This window comes from Williamsia sp. R60 (assembly GCF_054063855.1).
Genome location: NZ_JBSSGR010000001.1, coordinates 474,951 through 488,071 on the forward strand (window position 1 = coordinate 474,951; position 13,121 = coordinate 488,071).

Annotated in this window: 12 protein-coding genes; all 12 read left to right on the plus strand. The window is 56.8% G+C overall.

The window, feature by feature from the left end:
* Window position 1 precedes the first annotated feature (1 nt).
* The 12 genes from ACVWY6_RS02090 (at window position 2) to ACVWY6_RS02145 (ending at window position 13,098) form a co-directional block, all read left to right on the plus strand.
* Entirely contained in the window at window positions 2-553 is a 552-nt protein-coding gene (locus tag ACVWY6_RS02090) for an arsenate reductase/protein-tyrosine-phosphatase family protein (RefSeq protein ID WP_457535902.1), read from the plus strand.
* On the plus strand, window positions 550-1,884 hold the full coding sequence (locus ACVWY6_RS02095) for a UDP-glucose dehydrogenase family protein (RefSeq protein ID WP_457535903.1): 1,335 nt from the start codon (window positions 550-552) through the stop codon (window positions 1,882-1,884). The genes ACVWY6_RS02090 and ACVWY6_RS02095 overlap by 4 nt, the downstream gene beginning before the upstream one ends.
* Before the next feature lie 593 nt (window positions 1,885-2,477).
* Window positions 2,478-3,086 carry a glycosyltransferase gene (locus tag ACVWY6_RS02100; RefSeq protein ID WP_457535904.1) on the plus strand — a complete coding sequence of 203 codons (609 nt, stop codon included), beginning with the start codon at window positions 2,478-2,480 and terminating at the stop codon, window positions 3,084-3,086.
* 86 nt (window positions 3,087-3,172) lie between these two features.
* Entirely contained in the window at window positions 3,173-3,688 is a 516-nt protein-coding gene (locus ACVWY6_RS02105; RefSeq protein WP_457535905.1) for a CatB-related O-acetyltransferase, read from the plus strand.
* Entirely contained in the window at window positions 3,681-4,952 is a 1,272-nt protein-coding gene (locus tag ACVWY6_RS02110; protein ID WP_457535907.1) for a glycosyltransferase family 4 protein, read from the plus strand. The genes ACVWY6_RS02105 and ACVWY6_RS02110 overlap by 8 nt, the downstream gene beginning before the upstream one ends.
* Complete coding sequence (locus ACVWY6_RS02115; protein ID WP_457535908.1) at window positions 4,949-5,491, plus strand: DapH/DapD/GlmU-related protein; 543 nt, start codon at window positions 4,949-4,951, stop codon at window positions 5,489-5,491. Before ACVWY6_RS02110 ends, ACVWY6_RS02115 begins: the two co-directional genes overlap by 4 nt.
* A 101-nt stretch (window positions 5,492-5,592) precedes the next feature.
* On the plus strand, window positions 5,593-6,951 hold the full coding sequence (gene wzy / locus ACVWY6_RS02120; RefSeq protein ID WP_457535910.1) for an O-antigen polysaccharide polymerase Wzy: 1,359 nt from the start codon (window positions 5,593-5,595) through the stop codon (window positions 6,949-6,951).
* Window positions 6,952-7,067: 116 nt separating this feature from the next.
* Window positions 7,068-8,273 (plus strand): lipopolysaccharide biosynthesis protein, encoded by a 1,206-nt coding sequence (locus ACVWY6_RS02125; RefSeq protein ID WP_457535912.1) that lies wholly within the window; start codon window positions 7,068-7,070, stop codon window positions 8,271-8,273.
* A gap of 14 nt (window positions 8,274-8,287) precedes the next feature.
* Complete coding sequence (locus tag ACVWY6_RS02130) at window positions 8,288-9,340, plus strand: polysaccharide pyruvyl transferase family protein (protein ID WP_457535914.1); 1,053 nt, start codon at window positions 8,288-8,290, stop codon at window positions 9,338-9,340.
* 24 nt (window positions 9,341-9,364) lie between these two features.
* The gene (gene gmd / locus ACVWY6_RS02135) at window positions 9,365-10,432 is read left to right on the plus strand and encodes a GDP-mannose 4,6-dehydratase (RefSeq protein ID WP_457535916.1); all 1,068 of its coding nucleotides are present in this window, start codon (window positions 9,365-9,367) and stop codon (window positions 10,430-10,432) included.
* Window positions 10,422-11,390, plus strand: coding sequence for a GDP-L-fucose synthase family protein (locus ACVWY6_RS02140; RefSeq protein ID WP_457535917.1), 969 nt, complete (start codon window positions 10,422-10,424; stop codon window positions 11,388-11,390). Before gmd ends, ACVWY6_RS02140 begins: the two co-directional genes overlap by 11 nt.
* 220 nt (window positions 11,391-11,610) lie before the next feature.
* On the plus strand, window positions 11,611-13,098 hold the full coding sequence (locus tag ACVWY6_RS02145; RefSeq protein ID WP_457535919.1) for a polysaccharide biosynthesis tyrosine autokinase: 1,488 nt from the start codon (window positions 11,611-11,613) through the stop codon (window positions 13,096-13,098).
* Window positions 13,099-13,121: the final 23 nt, after the last annotated feature.

Below are 13,121 nucleotides of genomic sequence, written 5' to 3' on the forward strand. Positions count from 1 at the left end.
AATGAAAGTTCTCTTTGTTTGCACCGGAAACATCTGTCGCTCCCCAATCGCGGAGCGGGTCCTACGACACCTCGGCGAGGCAGAGGGGGTCGATTTGGATGTGTCGAGCGCTGGCACGCGAGCTATAAACGGGCTGGAGATGCACCCGGAAAGCGTGCGGGTGCTTCGTTCGAAGGGCCTCGACTATCACGGCTTTCGTTCGCAAATGCTGACGCCTGAGCTTGCAGCTCAATCGGACGTCGTCCTCGGAATGACGCGCGAACACCGCGCAGTCGCTCGGCAACTCGCACCCTCAAGATGGAAACGTATGTACGCCCTACGCGAGATCGCGGATATCGGCACCGATGGCCGCGTCGGCAAGGTGACACACGAGCGCCGGATAGCCGGACCAACGGACTCGACACTCGACATCGAAGACCCGATGGGCAAGCCTGGCGCTGTGTTCGACCAGGTAGGAGAACTCATCCAGCAATCCATGTACGGCGTCATCGAGTGGATTACTCAACGTCAAGCAGAGCCGTCGATTATGTCGGGCACGGAGGAGCGGCAATGAGGATAACTGTTTTAGGAACGGGCTATCTCGGCGCAACACACGCCGCGTGCATGGCCGACTTGGGCCATCACGTCCTCGGAGTGGATGTCGACCCGTCGAAAATTGCGAAACTTCAGGCAGGTGAGGTCCCCTTCTATGAACCGGGCCTCGAGGACGTACTCAAACGCAACCTCAAGGCAGGTCGCCTGGCTTTCACGGATTCATACGAGGAGGCGGCAGAGTTCGCTGACGTCCACTTTCTGGCTGTCGGTACGCCTCAGCGGAAAGGTGAGTTCGCAGCTGATATGAGCTACGTCGACGGCGTAGTAGAGCGTTTGGCCCCTCTGATCCGATCAGATGCGACTATTTTCGGTAAGTCGACAGTGCCCGTGGGAACCGCCGAGCGCCTTGCAAACCTGGCCAATTCTGCTTGTACCGGCGACGTCAGCATCGAAGTAGCTTGGAATCCCGAATTCCTGCGCGAGGGCCACGCAGTTGAGGACACGCTACGGCCAGACCGGCTGGTAGTCGGCATCGGCAGTGATACGAGCCGGGCAGAAGCCCTCGCACGAGAAATCTATGCAGATGCACTGGCGAACGGCACGCCGCTGGTGATCACCGACCTCGCGACAGCGGAGCTAGTAAAAGTGTCTGCGAACGCATTTCTGGCAACAAAAATATCGTTCATCAATGCAATTTCAGAAGTGTGTGAAGCAGCCGGCGCAGATGTTACGGAATTGGCTGACGCCATCGGTTACGACGAGCGGATCGGGCGAAAATTCCTCAACGCGGGAATAGGTTTCGGTGGAGGGTGCCTACCAAAAGACATAAGGGCATTCATGGCGCGCGCAGGAGAGCTAGGCGCTGACCAGGCACTGACATTCTTGCGCGAAGTTGACAACATCAATATGCGTCGACGAACCCGCATGGTCGAGTTGACCAAAGAGGTTTGCGGAGGAGTGCTATTAGGAGCACGAGTCGCGGTCTTGGGCGCCGCGTTCAAGCCGGAGTCAGACGACGTGCGGGATTCTCCCGCACTCAACGTAGCTGGCCAGATCCACCTTCAAGGCGCTGCAGTGAGTGTCTTCGATCCCAAGGCGATGGAAAACTCGCAACGGCTTTTCCCCACGTTGACCTACGCAGAGTCTGTCGAGGAAGCGTGCAACGGGGCAGACGTGGTTCTTGTGCTGACCGAGTGGGAGCAATTCAGGGCTATGAGGCCCCGGGACTTACAGGCTCACGTTAGGAAAAAGAGGTTGATAGATGGCCGGAACTGCCTGGATAAGAACCTATGGCTTGCCGAAGGGTGGACCTACCGGGGCCTAGGGATTCGCAGCGAATCCGTCAAGTAACGAGAGCAAAGATGATGACGCTCGGGCTGAGTATGAGAAACAGGTTGCGGCCGCGAGACCAGCGGTTGGGATGCGCTCCAACTGCGAGTCGAGATGGCCGGTTCGTTCTTTTTCTGGCGGTAATACCGTGGTACAGGCAGGAATGTGTTGACCTACTGAAAGACCGGCTCGGAACCAACCTATCTATATACGGGTCAGCGTATGGGTTAGACGGAACCGTACGCACAGGTATTCATAGCGAGAGCTATCGCAAAGTGCGTCGGTACGGAGTGCTCCGCGACCGGGTACTCATACAAGCAATCCCAATCGAGGCAATTCGGGCAGACGCTTGCATTATTGATCTAAACCCACGAAGCATGTCAGCTTGGGTCGTCTTGCTGGCAAGGCGGATCGTGGGCAAAAGAGTTCTAGTGTGGGGGCACCTCCATCCTCGTGAAGGTAAAGACTCCAAAACAGCGAAAGTTCGGCGCGCAATGCGCAGGATGGCGCACGGGTCCGTGCTATATGGGTACGACAGCGTGCCGGATGCTTTAGCAGAGGTTCCGAAGCAACCAGTTTGGGTCGCCGCCAACGCGATATATCGAGCTGGGGATATGACGGTCGCTCGAAATGTTCTAAGTGGTCGTTCGTTCGTTTACGTCGGGCGACTCGAGGCGGCCAAAGAGGTTGGGCAGCTCGTACCGGCCTTTCACGAGTCAGAACTGTGGAAGCACGGAATCACACTCGACATAATCGGCAGTGGCAGCGAGCGAGGGACGATCGAGGATCAGGTAGAGGAACTCGGATTGACTCCCCACGTCAAACTCCATGGCCAGATCAACAGTCAAGAAGAGCTCCGGACGCTGTACTCGAAGGCCATTTGCTCCCTGTCGCCTGGGTATGTCGGTCTCAGCGCCACTCAAAGCTTGGGATTTGGGGTGCCGATGATCTACGCGGAAATTGCGCCACACGCACCTGAGATCGAACTTCGCAGGTTGGGACATATGCGCGGCTACAGCCCGTCCTCCGCCTCTGCCCTGGCAACTGCGATGCGCACCGCCTACTCCGAATATGGCGGACCCGATGTTGATCACGAGGAGATTGCTCGTTCGACCAGGAGGTTCTACTCGGCCGAAATTATGGCCGATGGAATTATCTCTTCCCTGACTGACGTGCCGATTCACTATTCCGCTGGCGGATGGCCAGAAGGGGCTGCAAAATGAGTAGTAAGTCTAGGTCGAGGTTGCCTTTGGGATTGCGCAATTCTCTCGCAGGTGTGCTAAACCGCCTGGCGATAGGTGGGAATAATGTGGAAGTGGGAGAGGGTTTCCGAGCGGGCCGGGGCGCGATAATCAGTGCCCCCCATAAACTGACCTTCGGCGATTCTGTGAGTGTGGGTCCCCGTTCGGTAATTCAGGTCGACGGGACTATTGGCGACTACGCGATGATCGGCATGGATGTTCATGTCGTGGGTAGAGAAGACCACGCAATCGACGAGGTCGGTACACCTATGCTCTTCTCAACCTGGGCGGGTGATCGCGAACCGCTGCCGTCGGACGCGGTCACAATAGGTGTCGACGTCTGGATTGGCGCTTCAGCTCTGGTGCTCAGCGGTGTGAAAATTGGAGACGGCGCAGTCATCGGCGCCGGGGCCGTCGTAACCAAAGACGTACCCAGCTTTTCGATCGTAGTGGGAGTGCCTGCGCGGGTGGTCGGGCAACGATTCGAGACAGATAGCGAAAGAGAGCAACATCTCGATCTTGTGTCTCGTCGTAAAGAGACGGATCGAGCCAAAAGCAACCCGAACGGATCCCAGCATGGTTGATGTTTCGTTGATATCGATCAACTATCAACCGGAGCCCACGGGAATCGCCCCGTATGTTACCGGCTTGGCCGCGGGTCTCAGGGCCCGCGGACTGACCGTTCAAGTTACAACAGGATACCCTCATTACCCAGCGTGGCGACGTGACCCAGAGTTTTCTGGATTTTCATCATGCGCCGTGGAAGACGATTCTGACGATCACCGTGTACGGCATTACATTCCGAAGAATCCCAATACGCCAAAAAGGCTTCTGATGGAGGCGACGTTTGCAATTCGGGCTTTGGGGCACCGGCATACAGCTGGGAAAGATGCAACTGTCATCTGTACTAGTCCGACGCTCATAAGCGCATTCGCGGCGGTTCTGAGGAAGAAAATAACTCGTCGCAACGGGGCAGTCATCGTGTGGGTCCAAGACTTCTATGGGCTCGGAGCAGCCGAAACGGGCCAGGTCGGTGGTTCTTCTCTCGTAAGGCTTGTGGAGGTACTCGAAGGATGGACGCTCCGAAACGCTGACGCGGTCGTCGCGATTCATAGTTCCTTCAAGAGTCACATCGTCACGCATTTCGGCCTGCCAGACGACAGCGTCACGATTATCAAGAACTGGACGCATATCGACGTCTCGACTGAAGGTTCACCGAGTGCGGACGCCACGGGCACCTTCGGCGATTGGCCCTTCGTCGTCCTGCATGCCGGAAACATGGGTCGCAAACAGGGCCTCGAGAACGTCCTGGACACGGCCGAACTGGCTGCACAGCGTGAGTCCACTAAAGACATATTATTTGTACTTCTAGGTGACGGGAATCAACGTCCTCTCTTGGAACGCCGAGCAGAGGGAATGCGGAACTTAAAATTCGTCGATCCGTTGGGTGACAAAGAATTCTCGAACGCAATAATGTCAGCAGATGTTCTGCTCGTAAATGAATCCGGAAGTGTCAAAGGTATGGCGGTTCCGTCAAAATTGACGTCATATTTTGCCGCCGGTAGACCGGTAGTTGCTTCCGCGCACCCAGAAAGCGGATCGGCTCATGAGCTCGCCGCCGCGGGGGCCGGTATACGAGTCGACCCCGAGCGTCCGGAAGAATTGCTTGACGCCGTTTCGCAGTTGCGCATGGACGCAGATCGCGCCCAGATGTTCGGTCAAAACGGCGTTAGATACGTGGAAAGCGCACTTACCGAGTCAGCCGCTATCGGCAAGTTCTTTGACTTGTGTGTCGCACATCAACAGAATGCAAGCCCCGCCGGCCATCGATCGAGAGTCAGCTCATGACCAATCCGCAACTATCTCTTGAGGCCTTCACCGGAGCCGGATACGAAAAAGGTAGAGGTCGCCTGTGGCAGGTGCTTTGGCTAGCAGTCAGAAGCATATTCCAGAAATGGTGGATCCCGGCGAAACTTCGTGTACGCATACTCAGGGCATTCGGTGCCGAGATCGGCACCGGAGTTTTGATCAGGCACGACGTTACGATTCATTGGCCATGGAAGCTGGCAATCGGTGACAACTCGTGGATTGGCGAAGGTGCTTGGATCTTGAATCTGGAGCCAGTGGTCATCGGCAGGAATTGCTGTATCTCGCAAAGTGTATTCTTGTGCACCGGCAGCCACGATCGAAACTCCCCTTCGTTCGAGTTCGACAATGCTCCGATCACCATAGAAGATGGTGCGTGGGTGGCAGCGCGTGCGACCGTGCTGCGGGGAGTCACAGTAGGGCGCCATGCGGTGGTGGGGGCTTGTGCTCTCGTATCGCGCGACATCTCTGATGGACTCGTAGTACTCGCGTCAGCTTCATCGGAAATGCGGACCACTTGATACAAACAATCGCGCTATTCAATTGCCTTCTAGGGCTGCTGCTGGTTGCTATTTCGACACGCGGCCGTGTCGGCTATCTCATTTCGCCATTCTCCGTATCTATGCTGATTCTTGTCGCCATCTTCGGAATCAGGCCGCTGCTGGTCGTCGGCGAGTCAAATCATTTGTTCTACGGGCGCGATGTCTCCGAAGGGTATTGGACGTCGGTCGTTGTGGGAGCGCTGGCGATCTCGGCGTTGGGCGTTGGCTACTGGTTGTGGCCGTCACGCCGCAGCTCCAACGACAGTTTCCAAGAACACCCTCCTGCCTATCTAGGCGGGGCGAAGTTATCGAGTGGTCACGGAATGATGTCTGCCGTTAGCTGCGTGAGCATTGGCGCTTTGGCGACCGTGTGTATCGGTTTGGTTCTAGCTTGGACTCTGCTGATGGTGGCGCTTGGCGGAGGAGGAACTGGCGTTTTATCAACGATGGCAGGCGGCCGATCTGGTGAATCATCACTGGCAATTGAGAATCTGCCGATCATAGTGTATTCGCTACCAGCTGCAGCGGCTTATACTGCAGCGTTCTGGAGAATAGTAGTCGAGCGGAGTATTGGTTCGCTCGATCGTTCCAGTAAACTTGTATTCTGGGGGATAGTACTGCTTTCACTTGGTCCTCCTGCTTTGCTCGGCAATCGTAGATTTATCCTGCCTTGTGTCATAGCGGCAGTCATTGCTGCGAACTTCCCGGCCAAGCGATGGAACGCCCGTATAACTCCACTCAAAGTATTTGCGTCCCTTGCGGTCGTCACAATCCTGGCTTCAATTCCGTACGTACGCAGTGCTGGATCGAGGCAATCAGGTGACAACCTGATTGACGCACTGGTGTCATATGTTCAGGCTGAAGGATTTACGGGGGTGTTTACTAACTTCTTTCGTTCCTACGACACCGAGATGTTCGACTACATCGCCCTGGTATCACCGGGACTTGGTTCCACCATTCCGTATGGGTGGGGCCGCGGTACCTTCGTGGATGTAGCGGTCTCTGCGTTGCCCGCGCAAGCTGTTGACACACCTGCCTGGTCCAACCAGATTTTGATTGATACCTTCGGGCAGACGTGTGCTGCCGGTGTATGTCCAGTGCCGAGTTACGCGGGCACCGCGTTTTTCGATTTTGGGTTTGTTGGCGTGGCGCTACTAAGTATCATTTGCGGCGTTCTCTTTCGCGCTTTCGAGAACTCTTTTCATCGCAGTGGCGGCGTGGCGCTGTTGGCGCTACTCATTGCTGGTTCGTTCCCGGCGACCGCGATCCGTGGCAACTACCCGTCACAGATGTGGATCGCGTTCAATATTTTCGTGCTGACAGCGATGTCATTGATAATTCTTCGGATACTCGCAAAACCCGATACCGCGGGTGTGCGTCACGTTCGTGGCCGAAAAACGCCTGTTGGCACGCTCAGCGACACGCGGCTACCGAAATGACGACACAGGAAAGGCCGGCGCACGGCACACCGGTAGACGGGGTGGGTCGTCGGCGACGGGTGCTCCGTCGCCGCAGGCGATTCGAAGGTGCGAAGCACCGGGCGCAAGACAACAACGTGAATGTGTTGGGCCAAGCGGGTTTCGTTGCGGGTGGCCGTCTTTGCGGCGCTTTGCTGCAGGCCGCGAGCCTGGCTGTGCTTGCGCGTCAGATCGGTCCGCCAGAATTCGGTGAGTTCGCCGTATGGTACGGCGCTGCAGTGGTGCTACAAGCGGTACTGAACTTTGGGCTGACTCCGCTGCTCGTGCGGATGAGGGCCGCAGGCGATCGCGAACCAGATGTCGCGGCGATACTACGGTTCTGCAGACGTGGCAGTGTCCTAGCCGGCCTAGTTGGATTGTTGGCTTGTCTTACGTTGGTCGCCGCTGCGGGTCTGCCCGCGTACGTGGTCTTGCTTGCGGGATGGGTTGTTGTCGACAATCTCGTCGAAACTTACCTAGCAATCCCCCTGGCAGACGGACGAGCTTGGGAGAACGCGTCTTCATTGATCTTTCGGCGGGCAATCCTGTTCGCGGTCTTGATATCGGGGGTGAGCCTCGGGCTCGACCCATCTGCATTTTATGGCGTTGGCCTTCTGCTTGGGTCGCTGGCGTCGCTACTGTTGGTAGCGCGTTCGCTCAAGCGAGGACCGCAGACGGCTGCGTCGGCCATGGGTGTTCGATCAATCGCCGCGGAGGCGAAGTACTTCTGGACGAACTCGGTGGTAACACAGGCTCGCAACCTGGACGTAGTCGTTGTCTCATTAGTTGCAACAGGCAGTGCGACCGTCGGATACTTCGCTGCGGCGAGCCGGCTGACCAGTCCGCTCCGTATAGTCCCGACGTCTTTCGCGGCCGTGTTGATGCCCGCAGCCGTTCGCGCGTTGCGTTCCGGGCAATACAAGAGTGCCGTCCGCGCGACTGTTGCAGTATGCGCCGTTAGTTCTCTCGGATTTCTGTGCGTCGGCTTGGCCGTGCCTTATGCCCTTCCTCGCCTGTTGGGGGGCGACTACGAGGGCGCTGTGGGTGTGGTGCAGATTGTTTGCCTCGGCCTGGTCTTTGCGGCGGTCGCGTCGCAATTGAACGCAGTTCTACAAGCCTTCGGTCACGTCCGGTTGGTATCGAACATCTCTTTGTCCACAACCGTCACCTGTTTGGTGCTTGTTGCGGTGCTGGTTCCGCCCTTTGGTGCGGCGGGTGGAGGGTGGGGCCTCACCGCTAGCTATGTATTGCAATCCGTTGTTCTGGTCTTCTTTACGTGGCGATCGATTAGAAGGGGTTTCTGATGCGGTCGGGATTCATGAGTATTTCCGCGGCGGAAGGCAACTTGGGAGATATCGCGATCCGCCGAGAGGTCATTGATCAATTGAGGCAAATTGGGCTAAAGCCGGTAATATACAGCGGCAGTATGGGCCGCGACTACGTTGAGGCATTTGACTTTCTTCCTGGAGAGATCATAACTCGTTCAGGTCCGGTATTCATCCGCAAGCTACTCACTGAAATCGCGTCGGTCCGCAGACCTGTAGTGGTGATGGCACCCGGTCCCGTTCAAGTTGGGGTATCTCTCCAATCTGCCCTCAAACATATGTTCCTTTTTGTCCTGCTGTTATTTGTCCGAGTAACGGGAGGAAAGGTGGTGATTGTCGGCCGGTCGGTCGATGTGAAGCGCTCCTTTGCGCTACCAATTGAACGCCTGTTGGCGGCCGCGTCCAATTTGTACGTAGCCCGCGACTCACGTACGCGGACGATTCTTGGAGCACGAACCCTTGTTTTCCCTGACTATGCTCTGAGGCAATATAGTCAATTGCCGGAATCCGTTGCAACGGGCTTCGGTCAACGGTCGCTTATGGTGGTGTCGTTGAGGCACGACAGGATTTTGGACGATGACATTGACGTGCTGACCTCTTTGAAAACGCGTGCCGCCCAGTGTGGCTACAAGATAGTTTTCACTGCTCAGGTACGTGAGGACTCAGCGGCTAACCGTCGACTCGCGGAGTTGCTTTCGGTCGACTTCATGGATTGGCCGGAACGTAGATCGCATTCCGACCAGGAAGCGAGAGTCCACGAGCTTTACTCAGCAGCGACGGTTGTTGTGAGCGATCGACTACACGCTCTGCTGTTCGCTGTACGGGCCGGGGCTGTGCCGGTCATTCAATACAGGCCGGGCTTTACCAAGCTATCGGACGCTCTCGCTCACTTGTTTGATGTGCAACACATTCAGACTCCGGAAGACGTATGCGCGTTGCGAATTGACGCGACAGAGTCGATGCGCGTCGCTACGCAGGCGACTGAGGCGTCGCGCCAACACCAGTTACTGGATGCGTTACTACGCGAAACGATAGGAGCTTCGTAATGATGACTTTTGAAGGATGCTGCAATGAAAGGACCCGTTCTGATGACTAGTGGTAAAAGAGCACTCATCACGGGGATCACTGGTCAGGATGGGTCATACTTGGCTGAACTCCTACTTACGAAGGGCTACGAGGTACACGGTTTAATTCGCAGGTCGTCTTCGTTCAATACCTCGCGCATCGACCACCTGTACGTTGACCCGCATGAACCTTCTGCGAAGCTGTTCTTGCACTACGGTGATCTGAGCGACGGCGCCAGGTTGGTAACTCTATTGGCGCAAATCGAGCCAGACGAGGTTTACAATCTGGCCGCACAATCTCATGTTCGAGTCAGCTTCGATGAACCGGAGCACACGGGCGACACCACGGGGATTGGTTCTATCCGGTTGCTGGAAGCTGTTCGTCTAGCTGGGCTCCAGTGCCGGTTCTACCAGGCATCGAGTTCGGAGATGTTTGGGGCGTCGCCACCGCCTCAGGATGAAAATACGCTCTTCTATCCGAGGTCTCCGTACGGTGCTGCGAAGGTCTACTCGTACTGGGTGACACGCAATTATCGCGAGGCGTACGGGATCTTCGCCGTGAACGGGATTCTCTTCAATCACGAATCTCCCAGACGTGGTGAGACTTTCGTAACCAGAAAGATCACTCGGGCAGTCGCCCGAATCAAGGCCGGTAGGGAACGGTTCATCTACATGGGGAATCTGGATGCAGTCCGCGACTGGGGTTACGCCCCCGAATACGTCGAGGGTATGTGGCGGATGCTTCAGGCGGATAAGCCTGACGACTACGTTTTGGCCACTGGCGGCAACTACACCGTTCGCGACTTCTTGCAGACGGCGTTCGAGCACGCCGGCCTGGACTGGCAAGAGCACGTCCGATTCGATGAGCGATACCTTCGACCAACTGAAGTTGATGCTTTGATCGGCGACGCCAGTAAGGCCGAGGCGGAACTGGGTTGGAAGGCTACCGTGCACACCCCTGAGTTGGCTCGCATCATGGTTGACGCAGATATTCGTGCATTCGAATGTGAAGGGCGGCCATGGATCGATACCCCGTCGGTGCCATCGTGGAAGGGTATTGACAATGAGCGGTGACTTCAGGCCTGCGCCGCTCGATCGCAACTCGAAAATCTACATCGCCGGCCATCGAGGTCTAGTGGGTTCTGCTCTTTGGCGCCATTTCACCAATGAGGGGTTCGTCAACCTGATTGGTCGCACCAGCGCTGAACTGGATCTGAAAGACCGCGGTGCGGTCACAGACTTCTTCGAGCAGGAGAGCCCGGACGTTGTGTTGCTCGCCGCCGCAAAGGTTGGCGGGATCTACGCGAACAGTACGTATCCGGTGGACTTCATCAGTGAGAACCTGCAGATTCAGGTGAACGTGCTCGATGCTGCTGTGATGTGTCGGGTAAACCGGCTATTGTTCTTGGGTTCAACCTGTATCTATCCGAAGTTCGCATCTCAGCCGATCAAAGAAGAAGCACTGCTCACGGGTCTTCTCGAACCGACCAATGATGCTTATGCGATTGCAAAGATTGCCGGCATCCTACAGGTCCAGGCAGTTCGTCGGCAATATGGTCTCCCGTGGATATCCGCGATGCCCACAAATCTCTATGGGCCGGGTGACAACTTCTCAACATCGGGTTCGCACGTGTTGCCGGCGATGATACGGAGATACGACGACGCGAAAAGACGCGGCGACCCTTTTGTCACGAACTGGGGCTCGGGCACTCCTCGACGAGAGTTTCTTCACGTCGATGACATGGCTTCAGCGTGTTTGCACCTTCTTGAGCGGTACGACGGTCCGCAGCAAGTCAACGTCGGCACCGGAGAAGATCAGACCATTAGCGAGATCGCGTCAACTGTGGCGGAAGTCGTCGGTTATGAGGGTGAAACGCGATGGGACACAGCAAAGCCGGACGGTACGCCCCGCAAACTGATCGACATCAGCACGCTACTCAGCAGCGGGTGGGCGCCCCAGATATCACTCCGCGACGGACTGTCCGACACGGTCGCCTGGTACCGAAGCAACCTCGACTCGTTGCGCACCTAGTAGCAAAAAACAACAAGTTCAATCGGCAAGATATGACCGTCTAGTGCATAATTCAAAACGAAAGCAACTTCGACACGAGCAATCGCATGCGTAGAACTCTGCTCGAGCGTGCGTGTCAAGTAGCGGGGTGTGTGTCGGCGCTAATAGCACTGTCTGGACTGACGCCCTGGCAGCAATCGACAAATCATGTCAGCGCGCGGAATTCTAGGAGACCTAGTCTATGAAAGAGACACCACAACACCTGCCGGAACTGGGAAAGGACTCACTGCGTTCGGCTGTGGGTGTGGTCAAACGCGGGTGGATAGTTATCTTGACGCTTGCCCTGCTCTGTGGCGCGGTGGCGCTGGTCTACAGCATGTTGCAGAAGCCCGTCTACAAGTCGACGGCGACGCTGTACGTCACTTCCGGTAACGAGGCGAGCGCCCAGACCGCCTACCAAGGCTCGTTGGCGTCTCAGCAGCGTGTGATGTCTTATGTGAAACTCGTTGACTCCGACGGCGTTGTTGCCCCTGTTATCGGGCCCGGCGGAGTGCCATTGTCACTTGGCGAAGCGAGGGCAGCTCTGAGCGCCTCTACGACGCCTGAGACGGTCCTTCTCAACATTTCTGCCCAGAACACTGACAAATCGACTGCGGCCGACCTCGCGAATGCGGTGGCTGAGTCGATGACCACCTATGTTGAGCGGCTCGAAACACCCGCTGGCGGGCGGATCCCGCTCGCAAAGCTGACAGTGATCACCCCCGCCGCCGAGAGCGATAACCCGATCTCCCCGAAAACAGAACGGAACACCGCTCTGGGGCTCGTGATCGGGTTGCTTGCCGGCCTTGCGGTTGTGTTCGGGCGGGATCGTTACAACAACAAAGTGCGTAACGAGGAAGAGCTTGCAGAAGTGACGGACGCGCCGGTGCTCGCTGCCGTGCCCTCAGACGAACTGCTGAAGAAGCAAGGTCTGATCGACTTTGGCTCTGGTGCGACGCTTGCTGCCGAGGCCTATCGCAAGCTTCGGACAAATCTGTCGTTCACCAGTGTCGACAATCCGTCCAGGCGGATCGTGGTCACGAGCGCGTTGGCAGCAGAAGGTAAGACAACCACCGCGATGAACTTGGCAGCTGCACTCGCCGAGACCGGTAAGCGGGTCGTTCTGGTTGACGCAGACCTTCGGCGTCCGCAGGTGTACCACCGCACAGGCGGCATGGGTGACATCGGTTTGACGAACTACCTCAAGGGTGACGGTTCCATGGCCGACCTGCTGCAGCCGAGTGAGGTTAGCGGACTGCAGATCCTCGCCAGTGGTCCTCAGCCTCCGAACCCAGCCGAGCTACTCGGTTCCAAAAAGGCCGGCCAGGGCATTGAGAACCTGTCGGCAATGTTCGACTACGTCATCATCGACTCGCCGCCGCTCCTTCCTGTGACCGACGCGGCGGTCTTGGCGCAGTGGGCCGACGGAGTTGTCCTGGTTGCACGGGCGAACCAATCCCGTATACCCGATGTTGCAGCTTGCATCGAACAGTTGGAAGCTGTGCAAGCCAAGCTCATCGGTGTTGTTCTCACCGATGTCCCCACTCGCGGTGGCGCATATAAGTACGGCTACTACTACAGCTCCACCGACGTGATGAAAAAGCCCGGATTCTTCAGTCGATTCGGCAAGAAGGCTCCGAAGCATCAGGACATCGAGGCGGTTCTCGAGTCAGCGCCTTCACATAGGTGATTCGACGCCTCGATGACCGTGAG